The following is a 21007-nucleotide window of genomic DNA, read 5'->3' on the forward strand; positions in this document are numbered from 1 at the left end:
TGTGAGATATTGCTGAATTAGCCAATACCGTCCGTACATTAAACGATAAGCTCATGAAAGCTAAAAATCATATCAACTTATAAAAATGAAACTTCAATCAGTGGGGTCTTACTACCAGTTATGTGTGTGGTAAAATTATAGAATATTTGTATATGCAGGAGCTGTATCTTTACAGCTTCTTTTTTTCTTCTATAACCAACTACAGAAAGAATATGTTAGGATGGTACATGTAAAAGGAGGAAATACATCATGGGAATGAAGGAAGAAAAACTACTTCAAACGTATTTCGGTTATGAAACCTTCCGTCCAGGGCAGAAGGAAACCATTGATTACATCTTAGCTAAAAAGAATATTCTCGCTGTCATGCCTACTGGTGGGGGAAAGTCCATATGCTATCAAATACCCGGCTTAGCATTGCCAGGCACTGCAATTATCGTATCTCCTCTTATTTCTTTAATGAAGGACCAAGTAGATGCATTACAGTCTTTAGGAATTGCTTCTACTTATATTAATAGCTCATTAACTGCAGGTGAACAACAGCATAGGCTAAAGGATATTGCATTAGGAAGATATAAATTTGTTTATGTAGCACCCGAACGATTTGATTCAGGAAATTTCTTGAATGTACTTAAGCAAATAAATATATCATTAATTGCCTTTGATGAGGCACATTGTATTTCCCAATGGGGTCACGATTTCCGACCGAGCTATCGATCAATCATTCCACAATTAAAGCAATTACATCATGCTCCAATTATAATGGCGTTAACGGCAACGGCAACAGAAGAAGTCATATTCGATATCCAGCAGTTATTACACATAAATCATGTAGTAAATACAGGCTTCGAAAGAGATAATTTATCCTTTCACGTCATTAAAGGAAAGAATAAATCCTCCTATATCCGCTCTTTTTTACAGGAAAGAGGCACTGAATCAGGAATTATTTATACAGCAACAAGAAAACAGGCAGACAGTCTTTATGATCAGCTAGAAAGACGCGGTTATTCGATTGCTAAATATCATGCAGGTCTTTCAGAACAAGAACGACAACATGCGCAATCTGCATTTATTCATGATGAAAAACAGCTTATGGTTGCAACAAATGCATTTGGTATGGGGATTGATAAATCTAATGTTCGTTTTGTCATTCACTATGCTATGCCAATGAATATTGAATCGTACTACCAAGAAGCTGGGAGAGCTGGAAGAGATGGGGAGCCAAGTGATTGCATATTATTATTCTCAGCACAGGATATACAGCTACAGAAATTTCTTATTGAACAATCCTTAATGGATGATGCCGCAAAGCAAGGGGAATATCGTAAACTGCAGTCCATGATTAACTATTGTCATACCCATGGATGTTTAACTACGTTTATCTTAAATTATTTTCATCAAGAGGATAACAATGAATTATGCGGTCGCTGTAGCAACTGCATCCAACGTCAGGAAAAAATAGATATTACAGAGGAAGCGCAGAAAATACTTTCTTGTGTAAAACGGATGGGAGAAAGATTTGGAGTTGGGATGACAGCGAAGGTACTTAAAGGATCGAAAGACAAAAAGCTAAAAGAGTTTCGGCTCCATACATTATCTACATACGGAATCCTCTCAGCTTTTACCGAAAAAGAATTAACTGAATGGATACATTTCTTGGTAGCAGAACAATTATTAGCTACGGAGGAAGGGAGATTTCCAATTCTAAAGTTAAATCATCAATCTGTTGAAGTGTTAAAAGGAAGAAAGTCTGTATACATGTTTACGATGCCGATCCCGATAAATGAGCAGACTGATTACCATAAAGATTTATTTACGGCATTGCGTAACTTAAGAAAGCAGTTGGCTGATGAAAAAGGGGTTCCACCTTATGTTTTATTTTCTGATGCAACCTTAAAGGAATTAAGCAGATATTTTCCGGTTACCAAAGAAGATATGCTAGAAATTAAAGGGGTAGGTGAGAAGAAATACGACCAATTTGGTGAAGCATTTTTAAACGTTCTAAAAGAATGGCGATCACAGAATCCTGATGTAAAAAACATCATTCGCATAAATGATCCTGTTCATCCAAAACCTAAAAAAAATAACCCTGAAACAGACGAGAATCCAAGTCATGTTATAAGCTATAAAATGTTCCAATCTGGCAAATCTATTAAAGATATAGCTGTTATACGTGATATATCCCATCAGACGGTAGAAAATCACTTATTTAAAGCCTTTAAAGACGGATATCCGATCGCTTGGGAAATATTTTTTACATCGAAGGAAGAGGAAGCCATCTTACAAGCTAGAGAACAACTTGATGACATCAAGTTAAAGTCTCTTAAAGAGGCACTACCGACGGAATATGATTACACAAAGATAAAAGCTGTACTGACAAAACATAGCTTCATCTAATCGGAAATTGGGTAAAAAAAGATGGTCCTTGCCAGACTTGACGACGAGTACCAGTGTAATGTCCTAGTGAGTAAAGACCCAAATCTCCTATAGCGTAACAATTGATCCTAGATTCCCGAACGAAGCGATTTCCATGAGGAAACCTACGCATTCAACCACGGAAACGAAAGTCCTTCACCTTCGGACAAGAAGACCCTTGGATCCGTATAAACGGAAGCAGTCAGCTCTCTATTTCGAGCTGACTGCTTCCGTTGTTCACCTTTTATCCCGCATATAACTGGCAGTAAGATCACCCACTTCAAGCAATAAAAAGAAAGCAATATATATAAGTGGGGGATCGACTGCCAGTAAATGTCCGATTGGTTCCAGGGCCTTTAGGTCATACTCTTGTGGTACTAACAATCAGTCGGGGATAAATCATACCCCCAACTGATTGTTGTTTTACTTTATATCTAATGCCCAAGTTCCATTACGGAAAATAGCTTCTGTTGTTCCATCTTCAAATACACCGTCTATATCCAATTGCTCTGAACCAATCATGAAATCGACATGATTTAAACTATCATTCACTCCATGCTTATCTAGCTCCTCTTCGTTCATTGCAGCTCCACCCTCTACATTTGTAGGATATGCCTTACCAAGCGCAATATGACAAGAGGCATTCTCATCAAACAACGTATTATAGAAGATTAAACCAGATTGAGAAACTGGTGATTCATGAGGTACTAATGCTACTTCACCAAGGCGCTTAGAACCGTCATCTGTTTCTAATAAATGCTTTAAGGTATTCTCCCCTTGTTCAGCTTGATAATCAACCACTTTTCCATCTTTAAACGTTAGACTAAAATTATCGATTAAGCTACCACCATAATTAAGCGGTTTTGTACTGGCTACTGTACCATTCACACCATATTTGTGGGGCATAGAAAACACTTCTTCTGTTGGCATATTCGGATTAAAGGTCGTGCCACTCGACGTTTTTGCAGAACCCCCCTTCCAAATATGTCCTTTAGGAAGTTCCATCTCTAAGTTTGTTCCTGGCGCAGTAAATACTAGCTTCTTATAATTTTTCTTGTTTAAGATTTCACGAGCAGTTCGGAGTGTTTCGTTATGTGCATCCCAAGCTGCTATCGGATCATCTTGATCAACCCTTACTATTTTTACAATTGCGTCCCAAAGGCTTTCAATGGCATCTTCTCTTGATTTTTCTGGGAAAATCTTTTGTGCCCAATCTCCTGTTGGAATAGAAATAATTGACCACGGAATGATATCATTCATGGTATACTTCCGAAGGTGCTTCATCGCCTCGCCAGCTGCTTTATTTGCTTTTGCTACACGGGAAGGATCAATATCCTTTAATAAATCAGGATTCGTTGAACGAATATTTAATATTGCCGCTCCATCCTCAACATAGCTTTTTTGTAGCTCCACTTTCCACTCAGGAAAACTAGCAATAACTTCATCTGGAGCGTTTTCATATTTTAACAATGTAAGCTCATCATCCACCCAATTAATATGTACGTCCTTTGCTCCTAACTCATACGCTTTACGTACAACGATTCTTGTAAAATCTGCACCCTCAATTGGCGCATTAACCATTAATGCCTGATCCTTCTGTATATTCACACCAGTGCGTAATGCTAACTCTGCATATTTTTCTTGTGTACGTTGACTAACCATCTCTTTACCTCCAAATTAAATTATTTCGTATACCGTTATTATTTCATAAATTCAATAAAATTACCAAATAACTTTTTATAATTAGAATAAATTGGAAAATATTTGTTATTATCCCCCTTATCTATTTACGACATATCGAGATTATGTTATCCTAAAAATAGGTTACTTTTCGTAATAACTGTAGAATTTGCTAATAGATATATGATACCGATTGAGGTGATGATCATGGAGAACCTTTGTCCACGTTTCGAAAAAGCTATGGGACTTCTTAGCACACGCTGGGTAGGGCTTATACTTTTTGAACTATTAAAAGGTACAAAACGTTTCTCTGAAATGGAAGCTGATTTGCCTATCAGCGGGCGGTTGCTCTCTGATCGACTTAAAATGCTAGAAAAAGAAGGAATCGTTACAAGAGATATTTATTCGGAGTTTCCTGTTCGTATTGAATATTCTCTTTCCGAAAAAGGAAAAGCATTAGAACCAGTTATTAAAGAAATTCAATGTTGGGCAGATCATCATATTTCATTAGAAGAAATAGATGAAGAGTGAAATGAGACTGAGACAAAAGAATGAAGAAACAATAAAAAACGAACGATGATAAGTTAAAATTAATTATCGTTCGTTTTTTGCACGGAATCATTCATTTAGTACCTGAAACAAGCGAGACTCCGGCGGAAACAGCACGAGACCGAAGTTCCACTTGGTAACGTGTTTTTCTTTACCGAGTTAGCTGTGGCCGTTCCCGCGGAAAGCGAAGTAATTAGTCGGAGCATTGCCAATATACATCTAACATTCAAAATAACTACTTGGCTTAACGCAGTCATTGCACTGATTTTATACTTTCTTAACTGACGAGAAAATTAACAGACCACATTGCACAATGCAATGTGGTCTGTTTTGAACTATTCTGTATTACCTGTTTGTTCTCTTCCCCAATACTCGATTCCTTCTTGATTATCTAGAGTATCTCGGTAAAATACTGGATCCTTACCTTCTTTACGCTGTCTTCGATAATCCTGGAGTACTTTATTAGCAATTTTAAATAGCTTCGATATCGCATAGAGATTGATCAATGCCATAATAGCCATTGTCAAGTCAGCTAAAGACCAAACAAAATCAAAGGATGCTACTGCTCCAAAATAAACCATCGCTAATGCTGCAATCCGATAAAGGAACAGTCCTGTTTTACTATTCTTTATATATGCAATATTATTTTCACCATAGTAATAGTTGCCTAAAATAGAGCTGTAGGCAAATAGTAAAATGGCAATTGCAATGAAGCCGCTCGCCCAGTCTCCAATATGAAAAGCAAAAGCATTTTGTGTTAATTGGATTCCATCTGCCTTACTACCCTCATATCCACCTGCAGTGATTAAAATAAATGCCGTAGCACTACAAATTAATAACGTATCAAAGAAAACACCTAAGGCTTGAATAAACCCTTGCTTGGCTGGATGTGATACTTCTGCTGTTGCTGCAGCATTTGGTGCACTACCCATACCAGCTTCATTGGAAAATAAGCCTCGCTTAATTCCCCACATAATTGCCAAGCCAAAGCCTCCACCGGCTACTTGCCGAATACCGAATGCGTTCGTAATTATAATCGATAACATATCTGGAATTGCAGTAAAGTTTACAAGTAAAATATACAACGATAAGATAATATATAAAATGGCCATAATCGGTACGATAATCTGTGTAACGTTTGCAATACTTTTTAAACCACCAAAAATAACAATTGCAGTAAAAACAAATAACAACAAAGCAATCAAGTGTTGATTAATATCAAACTGTCCTTTAAAGGCTAAACTAATTGTATTCGATTGCACAGAGTTAAATACGAGACCATATGTAAAGGTGATCGTTATTGCAAAAATAATTGCCAGCCACCGTTTTTTTAATCCCTTTTCCATATAGTAAGCTGGCCCTCCACGGTATTGATTCTTATCCGGTACTTTATACACCTGTGCAAGTGTACTTTCTACGAAGCCAGATGCTGATCCAAGTAATGCAATTAGCCACATCCAGAATACGGCACCAGGGCCACCTGTTGCTATGGCTGAAGCCACTCCAGCCATATTTCCAGTACCTACTCTAGAGGCAGCACTTATTGCAAAAGCCTGGAATGAAGAGGTACCTTTCTTACCACTCGCGCTAATTGTTCGTTTATCGAACAATACTCGAAACATCTCTGGAAGATATTTAAATTGTACAAATCCCGTCTTAAACGTAAACCACAGCCCCAGTCCAATTAAGACAATAATCAATACATACGTCCATAAGATGTTATTGGCTTCGCTAATTAGATTTTTTAAAATCTCCATCCTGTAAACTTCCTCCTTTTACACTATCCACATTTTCTTAGCTCATATCGTTATACTTATGTGTGTGTTATTCGTTATTACCCTAAATATTGTATACTAAATCTACAATAAAGGAATGAACCACACAAAAAAGAGAAATCTCTCTTTTTTCTTGTTGAAAAGGAAATTATAAAATTTGCCCTTGTGGATAAATTGGCGCGTGTTGAGCCTCGACCAGCTCCAATGCCCAGAAACGAGGTGACTTCACGAATCGCCCTACGGTAGTAAGTCATCATCTACTCGCAAGCACCCCGTGATTCCTTTAATCTTCGTTGACTCGCTCCAGTCGCTACGCTTCTAATCGGACGCTTGCGCTTTTGTTCTTATGTATTCCCCCTACTTATTCTAAGAAATTCCCCTTTATTTTCCTCGACTATTCCACGGATAATCCGTTCCAAATTCCTGTGCAAATTCTTTCGATTGTTTACGACGCTCAATCCTTTGTTTAGCTCTGACGGCAGCTAGCTCATGAAGTTTTTTCTCATGATCTGTCTCAGGTACAACTTCAGGGACTGGACTTGGTTTGCCGTCTTCATCAACAGCAACAAAGGTCAAAAAGGCCGTAGCACAAACACGTCTTTCTCCAGTTCGTAAATCTTCAGTAACTGCTTTAACGAAAACTTCCATTGATGTTTTATGCGTCCAGGTTACAAATGCCTCAATACATATCGAATGACCTTCTTTAACAGGAGCAAGGAAATCAACAGAATCTGTAGAGGCAGTTACTACAGGCTTACGTGCATGACGTGATGCAGCTATTGCAGCCACATCATCAATATGGGCCATTAACTTGCCTCCAAACAATGTCCCATATGAATTCGTATCAGGAGGCAATACATGAGACGTTTTAACAGCTAATGATGTCGAGCATGTTTTCTTTTCCATTTTAACTTTTCTCCTTTCAAACTTGTTATAATACTGGTGATATTAATCGGGAGATAGATTCTTTAAACCGTATGCCTAACGATCGTTTACTATATAACTTCTTGGTCATTTGTGTAGATAGCACAATATCTTCCTTAAAAGCCTCAACCAACCGCTTCGTTAACTCTTTATCATAAAGAAATGCATTTACTTCAAAGTTCAAACGAAAGCTTCTGACATCGATATTAGCAGTTCCCACCGATGCAATTTTTCCATCCACTACGATTGTTTTAGCATGAAGAAATCCATTCTGATAAATATACACCTCTGCACCTGCATCTAATAAATCACCGACATAGGATAATGTTGCCCAATAAACAAACGGATGATCCGGTTTATTTGGAATCATAATCTTTACGTCTACCCCCGATAAAGCAGCAATTCTAAGAACATCCCGTAAACTTTCATCAGGAATAAAGTAAGGTGTTTGGATATAAATATAATCCTTGGCAGACATAATCATTTTAATGTATCCATTTTTTATCTGCTCCCAATCTGAATCTGGTCCACTCGAAACGATTTGCACACCCACATCACCAGCTGGAACAGCGTTGTAATAACGATCTTCATATAAGATATCATTCCTAGAAGCTTGGTTCCAATCCAAAATAAAGCGAGTTTGCATATGCAGAACCGCATCACCATAAATACGCAAATGTGTATCGCGCCAATTTCCAAATTTCTTATCCTGCCCAAGATACTCATCACCAATATTAAAACCACCAATATATCCCACCTTACCATCTATAATGCCTAATTTTCGATGGTTACGATAATTAATTTTGAAATTGATTTTCGGAATCTTTGGCGGAAAAAACGCCTCCACTTCTACGCCAGCTCTTCGTAATCGTCTAATATACTTTCTTCGTAATGAACGGGAACCCATATCATCATAAAGTACACGAACCTCTATACCTTCATTAGCCTTCTTAATAAGAATGTCAGCAATACGCTTACCTAGTTGATCATCACGAATGATGTAATAAAGCAAATGTATATGATCCGTAGCTTTTTCCAGATCAGCAATGAGGGATTCAAACTTTTCTGTTCCATCCGTAAAAATGGTCACTTTATTATCTTGTGTAAAGATGGCATCATCATTACGTAAATGTAAATAATATAAATCCTCATACTCTGCTATCTCTTTATGTTTGAATGCAAACGTACCGTTTTCAATTGCACGAAGCTGGGATTGTACAGCTGTTTTTACACCAAGTCTACTCTTTGTATCCCAAGTAAATATCCTTCGTTTACTAATCGGCTTACCAAAGATTAAGTATAAAAAGAAACCTGCAATTGGAATAAACAATAATACCATTAACCACGCCCATGTAGCACTAGCATCCTTTCGTTCCAAAAAGATAATAGAAACACCTAAGGCAATATTAAAAATTAAAATAAATCCTAATAAGTATGACAGTATTTCCATAGTCTGACAAATCCCCCCTTACATGAAAATTGTTTTAGTTCGTGCCATGTCTTATCCAGTAACAATTTTCTATTATCCTCCCCAAACTAGACTGTTCCTATTTTTAAGGGTGAGGACATCAAATTACGCTAAAGTAGAAAGAGTATATATCCATCACCTCTACAATCAATAATATAGCATACATTTTAATTTGTCGTTAGCTTAGCAGAATGCAAGCGCTACCTATTATTTATAGAATAAATGATATTAGCTTATTGTATTAAATTTTATCCTTTTTATGTACCTTGATGCTGTTATAAAGCACTTCATATGAAAGAAAACCATAACCTTTCTACGTATCAAATCGTATTTACGATTCATAAATGTGGTACTGACATCATGAATGAACATTATATATGATCTCATTATTAATAACACCAGCGTATCTTATGTTTTTGTATATCTAACAGTCTTTTCGTTAAGGGTTACTTTGAACTGTTTAACCAGGTCTTAGAAAAACTGAGCAAAATTCGCTCAGTCCTTATCACTAAATGCTCAGATTTACGCTTCCTCTAGTAGCTATTATGGAATAATAGCTACTGCTTGACCACCATTCCGGCTGCCCACTTCCCTTTCCGTGGGGTTTGTCCTTCAGCTAACTTTTTTAGCAAAACCCGCTCAAAAAAGTGGATCTTCAGGTCAAACATTTCCCACAGGAGTTGAAGTAGCCGGCCTTCGCTATTATCAGGCTCTACAACGCTAGCATGAAGTAACACAGCTGCTTTTATACTCACGGATAACGATTTTCACTTTACCCATTGTAAAAAAAGTCAACCTATTACTTATGACAAGAATTGTTGCACCTTCTCATAGCGGAGACTAATTACGTAGACTCCTGCGGGAATTGCGCGAGCCGAAAATCCACTTTGCAACGTGTTCTTCTTTGCAAAGTTAGTTGAGGCCGTGCCCGCGGAAAGCGAAGTAATTAGTCGGAGCATTGCCAATAGACATCAAACATTTCAAAATAACTACTTCGCTTAACGCAGTCATTGCACTGATTTTATACTTTCTTATCTTTAAAAAAAAACCTATACCAGCTACTACTAGCATAAGCGTATTATTTCTTCGCTACTTGTCATCTAGCTTGTTTAATGCTTGCTCCAAATCCTCCCAAATATCTTGCCAAGCCTCTAAACCCACCGATAAACGGATCAGTTGCTCCGTTATTCCCATCATGTCACGCTCAGCTTCTGGCACAACCGCATGTGTCATTGTTGATGGATGTTGTATAAGCGTCTCTGCATCTCCTAAGCTAACTGCAATTTTTAAAAACTCCAAGTTATTTAAGAACTGTTGAACATCGTATTTATCCCCAACTAATTCAAATGATATAACTCCAGCACCACGCTTCATCTGCTTTTGATATATCGCAAAATTTGGATGCCCCCTATCACCTGGATAATAAATAGTTGAAATCCTTGGATGAGTACCTAATTTCTCCACAATCTTTTCTGCATTATCTGAATGTCGATCAAGCCGAATCGGCAGTGTTTTCAAACCCCTTAATAATAGCCAAGCATCAAATGGCGAAAGAACGCCTCCAATATCTTTTTGTGTCGTCATGGCAACACCGTCAAGAAATGAACTTCTTCCTACTACCAAACCACCAATTACATCTCCGTGTCCGCCAATATATTTTGTAGCACTATGAACAACAACATCACAACCAAATTCCAGTGGTCGCTGAATATAAGGGGATGAGAAGGTATTGTCTACAACGACCGGAATATGGTAGCGCTTTGCAACCGTTGCTACCATTTGTAGATCGATCAGCTTCATGGTGGGATTAATTGGTGTTTCAATATAAATACAGGTTGTTTCTGGCCTTAGACAAGCCAAAACCTCTTCCTCACAATTCATTTCTGAGAAATCATGATTAATATGATACTTATCCTTTAACATGGATAACAATCCATACGTACAGCCATAAAGCCCGGAAGAACAAAGAATATGATCATTTGCTTTTGTTAGTGAAATTAATACCGCTGAAACGGCAGCCATTCCAGAGGAAAAAGCCAACCCTCGCTTCCCTCCTTCTAATGCCGCAATCCGCTCTTCCAAAAGCTGTACAGTAGGATTACCTAAACGCGAATATACAAAACCATCCTCTTCCCTTGCAAAACGCCGCTCTCCTTGTTCTGCTGAATCAAATGTAAAAGTAGAGGTTTGAAATAAAGGAGCTGCTAAACTTCCTAACATCTCTTCTGAATGATAACCTTCATGAACAACCTTCGTCTCCAATTGCTTTTCTTTCTTCTTCACATCCATTCCTCCTCATGTAAACTCTTGTAAACTGACTACCTATATATATCCTATTCAAATAAACGCATAAATGAATACGTTTTCTTTAGAGACGTTATCTTTGCTTTTTTTCTGGAGCAATTCTAAAATAGATTTACTTTATACCGGAAGAAGGGATGAAACCTTATGAACGCTAATCAGGATCCGAACGGTATGATCTACACATCATCAGCATACATATTATGGGGATTTCTACCAATCTATTGGAAGCTTCTTGACCATGTTTCTCCAGGGGAAACATTAGCTCACCGCATTATTTGGTCTTTCGTCTTCACATTTTTACTTGTTCTCATTATGCGTAAATGGTCGGATTTTACGAAGGAATGGAAGGAATTGCTTCATAATAAAAAGAAGCTATTTGGTATTTCTTTGGCTACGCTAGTAATTAGTCTAAATTGGTTAATATTTATTTGGGCCGTTAATAGTAATCATGTTGTTCAAGCAAGTCTGGGCTATTATATTAATCCACTTATAAGCATATTACTAGGAATTATCGTATTAAAAGAAGCCTTTACTTTCCGTCAAACTATTTCATTTATTCTAGCAGGAATCGGTGTGCTTTATTTAACGATAAGCTATGGTGTGTTTCCTTGGGTGTCATTATTACTTGCCATCAGCTTTGGACTGTATGGTTTATTGAAGAAAAAGGTCGATATCGGACCAATGATAGGGTTAACCATTGAAACCATGCTTATTCTCCCCTTCGCAATTATTTACCTAGCCATTTACCCTGATAACGCCTTTCAGCTTCATGAATTCTTTTCATCTACGAACCTATTATTAATGGGTGCAGGTGTTATGACAGCAATTCCCTTGTTACTGTTTGCAAGTGGAGCGAAACGCATTTCTTTAGCAATGGTCGGATTCTTGCAATATATTGCACCAACATTAATGTTATTACTAGGCGTATTTATATATAAAGAAGCCTTTACTTCTGCTCATTTAATTGCTTTCGCGTTCATTTGGATAGCTCTAGTAAACTTTATGCTTACGAGCTACCGAAGACCACTGAGGAAAAAGCATGTATAAAAAGATATAACATGCTCTAGGTTTTCTTACGTTTTGGCGATGGTATTATGCCTGCCTTTTGTTACGATTTAAAACTAGTGGTTGACAAAAGATTATGTACACCTATATAATATTCAATAATTTAGAAAAATACATCTCTTATCAAGAGCGGTGGAGGGAATAGGCCCTGTGAAGCCCAGCAACCAAAAAGCGATGAAATATTGCTTTTTACGGTGCTACATCCTACAGATCCATTTTATGATCTGGAAGATAAGAGGAGGAACGGTTAAATCCAAGCCCTCTTCTTAGGAAGAGGGCTTTTTCATTTTCCCCCTCTTCCTCCAGACACAAGGATTGCTATTCAGTAACTGGCCACGTCAATACTAGTCGTGGCAATACAGAACTACAAACTATCCTAGGAGGAATGAATAATGGCAAAATTTCACCAGAAACAACCAGATACAGTATTACTACACGGAGGTCAGGTGCCAGACCCAACCACGGGTTCTAGAGCTGTCCCTATTTATCAAACAACATCCTATGTTTTTCGTGACACGGAGCACGCACAGAATCTATTTGGCCTTACCGAACCGGGCAACATTTATACACGGATAGGGAACCCTACCGTAGATGCTTTCGAGCAACGAATTGCCGAATTAGAAGACGGTGTAGCAGCAGTAGCAACAGCATCTGGAATGGCAGCTATTACCTTTGCTATCCTAAATGTTGCTAGTACAGGAGATGAAATTATAGCTGACAGTAATTTATACGGTGGTACTTATAATCTATTTGCAAACACACTTCCTCGCTATGGTATAACGGTTAAATTTGTTAATGGCAAGAACAAGAATGAAGTCGAAGCTGCTATCACAGATAAAACAAAAGCAATCTTCGGTGAAATTATTACGAACCCTAGTCTGCACATCTTTGATGTCGAGACCATTGCTGCTTTAGCTCATTCTTATAATATTCCTTTAATAATTGATAATACATTCGCACCTTATATTGCTAAGCCGATAGCATGGGGAGCAGATGTTGTGGTCCACTCCGCTACAAAATGGATAGGAGGACATGGTACGACCATTGGAGGTGTTGTCGTTGATGGCGGAAGGTTTAATTGGAATAACAGCAAATTCCCTGGCTTTACAGAACCAGATGAGAGCTATAATGGCCTCCGTTTCATTGATGTTGGTCCTGCGGCTTTTGCTACTAAATTAAGGGTACAATTATTGCGTGATATTGGTGCGTGTATTAGCCCGCATAATGCGTTTTTACTATTACAGGGTTTAGAAACCTTGCATCTTCGTATTCCTCAACATAATAAAAATGCACAGATAATTGCCGAATACTTAGCTAAAAATCCTGCGATCGAATGGGTGAACTACCCAGGTTTACAAAGCCATTCATCAAACAAGCGAGCTAAAAAATATTTTAGTGAAGGTGCTGGATCTATCATCACTTTTGGAATTCGAGGGGGGAGAGAAGCTGGACGACAATTAATTGAATGTATTGAATTATGGTCACATGTAGCTAATGTTGGTGATGCAAAATCACTAATTATTCATCCTGCTTCAACAACGCATCAACAACTAACCGTTGAAGAATTAAAAACTAGTGGTGTTACGGAGGAAACAATTCGTCTATCGATTGGTTTGGAGTCTGTTACCGACTTATTATACACCTTAGATGCTGCTATCGCTGAAGCTACTGGCGAAGCAAAAACGATAACAACCAATGATTCCGTCGCTATCAGTTGGCTACTTAGCTCTCCGTTTGATCGTAATAATGGAAATATACGAAAAAAAACCATTGCCGTATACGGCTGGGAAGATGCAGGAGAGAAAGAAAGGGAAAAAGTCAAACAGCTACAATCTATTGGTTTTGAGCTTTATTATATAAGTCATTCAACAACTGAAGAATCTCAGCATGTGTTCAGAGACTTATCAGCTATTCCAACTGAGCTTGATGCTGTATGGTTTCTCCAATCAGACCTCCCATCAGGTGTTATCGAACAAGTTATAAATAAACAAGGAAAAATAGTATGGTTGGAACAGCCTTATCAAAATAGTACTTTAGAATATGCCAAAGCAGCTGGGATCACTGTTATTACCGCAAAAAATCCTTATGACGAGTTTTTAGCATTGCGATCACAAGACGATGCTTCTGACCTCACTCATGTTTGAACGAGCAAACAGTATGCTGGAATCAAACTAATTTTAGAAATTTAGAACTAATTATTTATGTAACAAAACTGTTTCACTTTTAGAAAGGAGGTTTACTTTTACTACCGATTGGAAAAATTATAAATAACCTTCCCTTACTGATCGCCTGTTATTGAAGGCGATCTTATTTTATCCCGTATATAACTGGCAGTAAGATCCCTACTTCAAGCAATAAAGTAAAACCAATATGGGTAAATGTGGGGATCGACTGTCAGTAAATGTCCGATTAATTGAAAGTCCTTTAGGTCATACCCTTGTGGTACTAGCAATCAGTAAGGGATAGACAAAAGCCCCAGCGGATTGAGGTTTCACTTTATTTCCTTCATTGAACAAGTTATGAAGTACATATATATAGGAAATACTTTCGAATGTATTTTATACATGAGACAATAAAGAAAAAAGGTTATGAACATAACAGCATAGGTGTGAGTAAACATGAAGAAAAACTACTATTATTTCGGTGCTATTTTTGTGATGCTTTTAGGGATCAGTCTTATCTTTTTCCTGACACATCAGCCTGACCCAAAGTTAAATGATGTTATCATTTCGGAGAAAGACAGTAAAACAAATGGGGATCAGCAGAAAGAAGCGACTAAGACAGATCAAGATGAAAAACAAGATGATCAAACGGAAGAAAAGCCATTCTCCGAAATGGTAGTAAGTGCTGTTGAACAAACCATTCAGTTCTTTTCAAATAAAACACATGTTACAGCAATAGGTGATTCCCTTACACAAGGAGTTGGCGATTCAACCGCACAAGGTGGATATGTAGGGATTTTGGAACGGGCTATTAACAAGGATAAAAAAGTAGTAACATTCGATAATCTAGGTGTCCGCGGTAATCGCTCTGATCAGCTGCTTAAAAGACTGGATAAACCCGAAGTTGTTTCCTCGATTAAGCGATCTGATATAGTATTAATAACTATCGGAGCCAATGATATAATGCAAGTCCTTAAGCAGAACATTACCAATTTAAAAATGGAAGACTTCACGAAAGAGCGTGCACAATATCAAGAAAGATTGCATCATATCTTTTCCAAAATTGAAACAATTAACCCGAAAACAAAGATTTATTTATTAGGATTTTATAATCCATTCCAAAAATATTTTAAAGATATAAAGGAATTAGGAATCATTGTTGAAAATTGGAATAATACAGGGAAAGAAATAGCAGCTAGCAAAAAAAATGTATCGTTTATTCCGACAAAAGATTTATTTGATAACACAGATGAAAACCTATTTGCAGAAGATAATTTCCATCCGAATCACCTCGGCTATAAGCGAATGGCCCAGCGTGTATTGGATTTCCTAACAAACGAAGATGAAAGAGGATGAGTAATATGGCAGAAAGAAACGTACGTCGATCTAAGAGGAGTAAGTGGAAAAAGCGGTTTATAGGCTTGCTTTCATTAAACATTGTCATATTAATCATTATTTTAGCACTTATTTTTTGGCCAGTACCACGTGTAGATTATCCGGCTCAACATGCAGATAAAGCTGATGAAAGCTCAGAATTTGTCGTTCGTACGACGAAACAAAATTTGAATGAGTTAATTAACGCATATATCGATCAAATGCTCAACGATACAAAACATCGCTATCGAATTGAGTTAGGTGAGGATGTACATTTAATTGGTGAATTACCAGTATTTTCAACAACCGTACCATTATCTGTTCATTTAGAGCCATTTGTTCAAGATAATGGCGATATTATATTAAAGCAAAGATCGATCTCTATCGGATTACTTGAATTACCAAACCAAAAAATTATGGAGTATATTGATAAATACTTACCAATGCCCGAATGGGTAACGGTAAATCCAAAAGATGAAGCTATCTATGTTGCAGTTACAGATATGAAGCTAAAAAGTAATTTTCAAGTAGCTGTTGAGCATATTGACCTTGACGCTAATAACTTAGCATTCAAATTCCGCGTACCTTACCAAACTTTAGGTATCGAATAGTTTTAAAGCCTATCGTTACTGTCTCATTACAGAAAAAAAGCGCAAGCGCTCGATTAGAAATTTAGCAACTGGAGCGAGTCAACGGAGATAAAGGAATCACGGTGAGCTTGCGAGCCGATGACGACTTATTGTGGGATGATTCGTGAGGTCGCCTAGTTTTTGGGCACTGGAGCTTGCCGCAGCTCAACACGCGCCTATTTATCCATAGGCTCAAATTTTATAATTTCCAAGACTACAACAAAAGCTGGACGTTGTTCGTCCAGCTTTTTTCTCATGAATAATACGGTATAAACTAAAACTTTAATCCGTGGGGATCTTGTTTATCCCTCACCGATTCCATTACCATAATAGTATACCCTAAAAGCCTTTGAACAAATCGAACATTTACCGGCAGGTATATATGAGGAATAAATGATCATTTTGTGGCTAATTTCACTTAAAAGCAGTGTAGCAAATGCTTCGCTTCGGATTGAAATACATCCTATTATCAGCTAATATATTAACTTAAATTGACCTTTTTACTTAACGGATAACAAACCGTTTTACTTTTGAAGATAATAAAATTAAAAATGATTGCTTTGTCTTTTCTTCAACAACTATAGTACTTAAAGATTCCTGATTCCCGAACGGATAATCGCCTAGCTTACCTTTATAAATCAATTCCATACCTTCGTGATTCCGAATATCAGCAGGTGTAATAAAACAAGCAGGTTTCTTCAAGCTAAAAGATGGTACACCTCTTAGAACAGTCGCTACAAATTGTGAACAAAATAGTGCACACTTTCGATTAATTTCAATTTGTAACAATATACCAAATAGCCCAATAAAATTATATCTATATTTATGCTGTTGCCTTTCAATATCCTTAATATTTTTTACTATTTTCTCACACTCATGATCAGCTACTGTAAATTGATAAACGGCACAGTCTGATTTCTTCATAAAATCACTACGAATATCCTCTTTAACAAATCCTCCAATGAATGGATTTCTCGGCCGCTTCCGTCCAAAACTATAGACTTCTGTTAATTCATGATCAAAGCCAATAGATACATGGTTTAAAGACTGCTTCGTAAAGAAATTTATCGCTTTAGCTAAATTAGTACCTGTATCTGTAAAGAGAAAATAGATGACCTTCTCTCCCAATAAACACCCCTCCCCCCAACTTCTATTATAATGAAGAAGCGAATTTAGGTAAAACCCTTTTCTATTCTACTATTACAAATAATTGTAAATTATACAAGTTAATTTTTTATTGTGACAAAAACGTAAGAAACACATATGAAGTCTCTTGCATTGATGTTATGGTTCATGTTTCTAGTTAACGAAATCTACCCCGTACATCATAGCAAGAGTTTTATGTCTAGACCTATTCAAAATTCAATGTTTAATCATGTCTAAACATTGACGAAAGCCTAGAAATAACGTAAGCTAACCATGATTACAATTATTATATTGGAGGAAATTAACAAGCATGATTAATGTTTCTAATGTTAGTTTACGATATGGCGATAAAAAATTATTTGAAGATGTAAATTTAAAATTCACTTCAGGCAATTGTTATGGATTAATTGGAGCAAACGGCGCAGGAAAATCAACGTTTTTAAAAATTTTGTCAGGTGAGATAGAACCTCAATCTGGACATGTATCGTTATCACCTGGTGAACGACTTGCTGTATTAAAACAGGATCATTTCGCCTATGAAGATAATCAAGTACTTGAAACAGTTTTGATGGGCCATGAAAGGCTATATGCTGTCAAACAAGAAAAAGATGCTATATATATGAAAGGTGATTTCTCAGAAGAGGATGGTATGCGAGCAGCTGAGCTAGAGGGAGAGTTCGCAGAAATGAATGGTTGGGAAGCAGAATCTGATGCAGCAGTCCTTCTAAAAGGCCTTGGAATTAAAGAATCACTACATGATAAGCAAATGGCTGATTTGTCTGCAGATGAAAAAGTAAAAGTATTGCTTGCACAATCATTATTTGGTAATCCAGACATCTTACTACTGGATGAGCCAACGAATGGATTAGATATTCATGCTATACAATGGTTGGAAGAATTTTTAATTCATTTTGAAAATACTGTAATCGTTGTATCACATGACCGTCATTTCTTGAATAAAGTGTGTACACACATTGCTGATGTCGATTATGGAAAAATCGAAATTTATATTGGTAACTATGATTTCTGGTACGAATCAAGCCAATTGGCTAACAAAATGGCTCAGGAAGCTAACAAAAAGAAGGAAGAAAAGATCAAGGAGCTACAAGCATTTATTGCACGCTTTAGTGCGAATGCATCTAAATCAAAGCAAGCAACTTCTCGAAAGAAATTACTGGATAATATAACACTAGATGACATTAAACCATCGTCCAGAAAATACCCATATATCTCCTTTACCCCCGGTCGCGAGATAGGGAATGATTTATTACGAGTCGAAGGGTTAACCAAAACGATAAATGGAGAAAAAGTGCTTGATAACGTTAGTTTTACAATGAACAAGGATGACAAAATTGCTCTTGTAGGAAAAGATGACATTGCTAAAACAACATTATTTAAAATTTTGATGGGCGAGATGGAACCTGATGCAGGAACCTATAAATGGGGTGTGACCACTTCACAGTCCTACTTTCCGAAAGATAATGCTGCGTACTTTGAAAATAACGACCTTCCTTTGGTTGATTGGTTACGTCAATATTCGCCAGAGGATGAAACAGAAACATTTTTACGAGGGTTCCTAGGTAGAATGCTTTTCTCTGGAGACCAAGCACTAAAAAAAGCAAATGTGCTTTCCGGTGGTGAGAAAGTTCGTTGTATGTTATCCAAAATGATGTTAAGTAATGCGAATGTACTTCTATTAGATGAACCAACGAACCACTTAGACCTAGAATCTATTCAATCATTAAATAATGGATTAATTAAATTCAAAGGATCCATTCTGTTTACGTCACATGATCATCAGTTCATACAAAGTATTGCAAATCGCTTAATTGAAATCACACCAAACGGTTTGATTGATAAGGAAATGAGCTATGACGAGTATGTTCAGGACAAAGAATTGCAAGATAAGATTGCCAAAATGTATGCAAGTTAATTAGCTCTAAAAAGTGGTTACGCTTTACCTATGTGATCATAAAGAGGCTGAGACAAAAGAATGAAGAAACAATAAAAAAACGAACGCTAATTAGGTACCGACCCCCTGAAGTTAGAGTAAAAAATGTAATTTCAGGGGGTGTTTTTGTGGCTAAATATAGTGAAGAATTTAAAGGGAAGGTTGTCACCGAGTATATAGATGGAAATCTTTCATATCGTTCCTTAGCCAAAAAATATCATATGAGTAGCTCTACACCACTATATGAATGGGTGAAAAACTATGAGCGTCACGGTATGGCGGGACTAAAACGAAGAAATACAAAGAAGGAGTATTCTGTTCAATTTAAATTAGATGCGATACAATTTATGTTAGAGACAGGTGCTTCTTATACAGAAACTGCTGTTCAATTTAAGTTGAGCACTTCGTCCATTGTTAAACTCTGGATGAAAAAATTTCGCAAACAAGGTAAGGAAGGCCTGGAATTAAAACAAAAGGGGCGTCCTTCTATGTCTAAAAAACCCATGAAACAGAAGAAGCAGAAAGCAAAAAAGAGAACACGTGAAGAAGTGTTAGAACGTGAGAATGAGCTACTAAGGCTAGAGAATGCCTACTTAAAAAAGCTAAAAGCTTTTCGGGAGAATCCGAATGCCTTCTACGAAAAGCACAGGCAAAGGTGGCATTCGAACTCAAAGAAGAAGGATTCCGATTAAAAGATATTTTTCCTATTGTGGGTATTCCTGAAGCAACCTATCACTATCATGTGAAAAATTTTAGAAGAGAAGATTCGGACACAGTATTAAAAGAAATCATTACAGATTTATTTAAAAAGTTCCATGAACGTTATGGCTATAAACGTATTACAGGAGAACTAAAGAAATTAGGATATGTTATCAACCATAAAAAAGTGTATCGCATTATGCGAGAATTGGGATTAAAATGTGTGAAATTTATGCGGAAATCCCGTAAATACAATTCCTATAAGGGGAACGTTGGAAAAGTGGCGAAAAACCGATTGTCTCGCCGTTTTAACACATCTATTCCACTTCAAAAGTTAGTAACAGACATAACGGAATTCAAATGTCTAGGCGAAGAGAAGTTATATTTAAATCCGATTCTTGACCTTTATAACGGAGAAATTATTACGTATGACATCAAAAAACGCCCAACATTAAACCTTGTCATGACCCCTTTAAAAGAATTAATAGAGATACTGAAGAGTCGGGCAATCTACCGCACTACGATCCACTCCGATCAAGGCTGGCATTACCAACACAATCAGTGGGTGCGGACACTAAAAGAAAATAAAATATTCCAAAGCATGTCGCGCAAAGCCACCTGTGCAGACAATGCACCAATGGAGAATTTCTTTGGCATTTTAAAACAAGAAATGTATTATGGTGAAAAATTAGTACGCTATGAAGAATTAAAAAGTCGGATTGAAGAATATATCTACTGGTATAATCATGAACGAATAAAGGAAAAATTGGCTGGGCTGAGTCCAGTTGAGTACCGAACGCAATCCAGCCAATCAGCTGCATAGTATAAACTCTAACTTTTGGGGGTAACCACCTTAGTTGAAATTAATT

Annotated in this window: 16 protein-coding genes, 1 pseudogene and 1 riboswitch; of the genes and pseudogenes, 9 read left to right on the top strand and 8 right to left on the bottom strand. The window is 37.1% G+C overall.

The genetic code is table 11. From position 1 onward, the window contains the following. The first annotated feature begins 249 nt into the window (after positions 1 to 249). A complete protein-coding gene (gene recQ / locus D9782_RS02465; RefSeq protein WP_121603983.1) occupies positions 250 to 2394 on the top strand; it encodes a DNA helicase RecQ in 2145 nt (714 codons plus the stop codon). Positions 2395 to 2649: 255 nt separating this feature from the next. On the opposite strand, the gene D9782_RS23290 is transcribed toward recQ, so the two are convergent. Together D9782_RS23290 and D9782_RS02470 are read right to left on the bottom strand one after the other, a co-directional pair. Continuing rightward, the gene (locus D9782_RS23290; RefSeq protein WP_205389136.1) at positions 2650 to 2796 is read right to left on the bottom strand and encodes a hypothetical protein; all 147 of its coding nucleotides are present in this window, start codon (positions 2794 to 2796) and stop codon (positions 2650 to 2652) included. 39 nt (positions 2797 to 2835) lie between these two features. Continuing rightward, the gene (locus D9782_RS02470; protein ID WP_121603984.1) at positions 2836 to 4074 is read right to left on the bottom strand and encodes an aminopeptidase; all 1239 of its coding nucleotides are present in this window, start codon (positions 4072 to 4074) and stop codon (positions 2836 to 2838) included. Positions 4075 to 4299: 225 nt separating this feature from the next. On the opposite strand from D9782_RS02470, the gene D9782_RS02475 reads away from it, so the two are divergent. Further along, the gene (locus tag D9782_RS02475) at positions 4300 to 4623 is read left to right on the top strand and encodes a winged helix-turn-helix transcriptional regulator (RefSeq protein WP_026682617.1); all 324 of its coding nucleotides are present in this window, start codon (positions 4300 to 4302) and stop codon (positions 4621 to 4623) included. 353 nt (positions 4624 to 4976) lie between these two features. Here D9782_RS02475 and D9782_RS02480 read toward each other — a convergent pair whose 3' ends face one another. From D9782_RS02480 to megL, 5 genes are all read right to left on the bottom strand, one after another. Beyond that, the gene (locus tag D9782_RS02480; protein ID WP_121603985.1) at positions 4977 to 6398 is read right to left on the bottom strand and encodes an alanine/glycine:cation symporter family protein; all 1422 of its coding nucleotides are present in this window, start codon (positions 6396 to 6398) and stop codon (positions 4977 to 4979) included. A 399-nt stretch (positions 6399 to 6797) separates the two neighbouring features. Then, positions 6798 to 7322, bottom strand: coding sequence for an acyl-CoA thioesterase (locus tag D9782_RS02485; RefSeq protein WP_026682615.1), 525 nt, complete (start codon positions 7320 to 7322; stop codon positions 6798 to 6800). Between the two features lie 25 nt (positions 7323 to 7347). Then, the gene (gene cls, locus D9782_RS02490) at positions 7348 to 8790 is read right to left on the bottom strand and encodes a cardiolipin synthase (RefSeq protein ID WP_026682614.1); all 1443 of its coding nucleotides are present in this window, start codon (positions 8788 to 8790) and stop codon (positions 7348 to 7350) included. Positions 8791 to 9365: 575 nt separating this feature from the next. Continuing rightward, positions 9366 to 9563: a hypothetical protein gene (locus D9782_RS02495; protein ID WP_121603986.1), complete on the bottom strand. Its 198-nt coding sequence runs from the start codon at positions 9561 to 9563 to the stop codon at positions 9366 to 9368. Positions 9564 to 9897: 334 nt separating this feature from the next. After that, complete coding sequence (megL, locus tag D9782_RS02500) at positions 9898 to 11091, bottom strand: methionine gamma-lyase (protein WP_371413985.1); 1194 nt, start codon at positions 11089 to 11091, stop codon at positions 9898 to 9900. Positions 11092 to 11256: 165 nt separating this feature from the next. Between megL and rarD the strand changes: the two genes are divergently transcribed. The 4 genes from rarD to D9782_RS02520 all read left to right on the top strand — a co-directional run bounded on the left by rarD (position 11257) and on the right by D9782_RS02520 (position 16324). Next, positions 11257 to 12159 (top strand): EamA family transporter RarD, encoded by a 903-nt coding sequence (rarD, locus tag D9782_RS02505; protein WP_121603988.1) that lies wholly within the window; start codon positions 11257 to 11259, stop codon positions 12157 to 12159. 135 nt (positions 12160 to 12294) lie between these two features. Next, positions 12295 to 12415, top strand: a riboswitch (SAM riboswitch). 154 nt (positions 12416 to 12569) lie between these two features. After that, on the top strand, positions 12570 to 14321 hold the full coding sequence (locus tag D9782_RS02510) for a PLP-dependent aspartate aminotransferase family protein (RefSeq protein WP_026682611.1): 1752 nt from the start codon (positions 12570 to 12572) through the stop codon (positions 14319 to 14321). 474 nt (positions 14322 to 14795) lie between these two features. Beyond that, positions 14796 to 15695: an SGNH/GDSL hydrolase family protein gene (locus D9782_RS02515; protein ID WP_026682610.1), complete on the top strand. Its 900-nt coding sequence runs from the start codon at positions 14796 to 14798 to the stop codon at positions 15693 to 15695. A 5-nt stretch (positions 15696 to 15700) separates the two neighbouring features. Then, a complete protein-coding gene (locus tag D9782_RS02520) occupies positions 15701 to 16324 on the top strand; it encodes a YpmS family protein (protein WP_026682609.1) in 624 nt (207 codons plus the stop codon). Positions 16325 to 16846: 522 nt separating this feature from the next. On the opposite strand, the gene D9782_RS02525 is transcribed toward D9782_RS02520, so the two are convergent. Further along, positions 16847 to 17470 (bottom strand): hypothetical protein, encoded by a 624-nt coding sequence (locus D9782_RS02525; protein ID WP_026682608.1) that lies wholly within the window; start codon positions 17468 to 17470, stop codon positions 16847 to 16849. Positions 17471 to 17798: 328 nt separating this feature from the next. Here D9782_RS02525 and D9782_RS02530 point away from each other — a divergent pair, with 328 nt between their 5' ends. The 3 genes and pseudogenes from D9782_RS02530 to D9782_RS02540 all read left to right on the top strand — a co-directional run. Beyond that, positions 17799 to 19421, top strand: a complete 1623-nt coding sequence (locus D9782_RS02530) for an ABC-F family ATP-binding cassette domain-containing protein (RefSeq protein WP_026682607.1) — start codon at positions 17799 to 17801, stop codon at positions 19419 to 19421. Positions 19422 to 19567: 146 nt separating this feature from the next. Then, a complete protein-coding gene (locus tag D9782_RS02535; protein ID WP_162986313.1) occupies positions 19568 to 20131 on the top strand; it encodes a helix-turn-helix domain-containing protein in 564 nt (187 codons plus the stop codon). Then, positions 20089 to 20961: pseudogene (locus tag D9782_RS02540) on the top strand (IS3 family transposase); the annotation flags it as partial. The gene D9782_RS02535 and the pseudogene D9782_RS02540, both read left to right, overlap by 43 nt. Positions 20962 to 21007 lie beyond the last annotated feature (46 nt).

Origin of the sequence: Virgibacillus sp. Bac332 (assembly GCF_003667785.1) — a bacterium.
In the GTDB taxonomy this organism is placed as follows: domain Bacteria; phylum Bacillota; class Bacilli; order Bacillales; family Amphibacillaceae; genus Virgibacillus; species Virgibacillus salarius.

Coding starts and splice junctions, on each gene's coding strand:
- recQ (WP_121603983.1), top strand. CDS start 250: ATGGGAATGAAGGAAGAAAAACTACTTCAAACGTATTTCGGTTATGAA.
- D9782_RS02470 (WP_121603984.1), bottom strand. CDS start 4,074: ATGGTTAGTCAACGTACACAAGAAAAATATGCAGAGTTAGCATTACGC.
- D9782_RS02475 (WP_026682617.1), top strand. CDS start 4,300: ATGGAGAACCTTTGTCCACGTTTCGAAAAAGCTATGGGACTTCTTAGC.
- D9782_RS02480 (WP_121603985.1), bottom strand. CDS start 6,398: ATGGAGATTTTAAAAAATCTAATTAGCGAAGCCAATAACATCTTATGG.
- D9782_RS02485 (WP_026682615.1), bottom strand. CDS start 7,322: ATGGAAAAGAAAACATGCTCGACATCATTAGCTGTTAAAACGTCTCAT.
- cls (WP_026682614.1), bottom strand. CDS start 8,790: ATGGAAATACTGTCATACTTATTAGGATTTATTTTAATTTTTAATATT.
- rarD (WP_121603988.1), top strand. CDS start 11,257: ATGAACGCTAATCAGGATCCGAACGGTATGATCTACACATCATCAGCA.
- D9782_RS02510 (WP_026682611.1), top strand. CDS start 12,570: ATGGCAAAATTTCACCAGAAACAACCAGATACAGTATTACTACACGGA.
- D9782_RS02515 (WP_026682610.1), top strand. CDS start 14,796: ATGAAGAAAAACTACTATTATTTCGGTGCTATTTTTGTGATGCTTTTA.
- D9782_RS02520 (WP_026682609.1), top strand. CDS start 15,701: ATGGCAGAAAGAAACGTACGTCGATCTAAGAGGAGTAAGTGGAAAAAG.
- D9782_RS02530 (WP_026682607.1), top strand. CDS start 17,799: ATGATTAATGTTTCTAATGTTAGTTTACGATATGGCGATAAAAAATTA.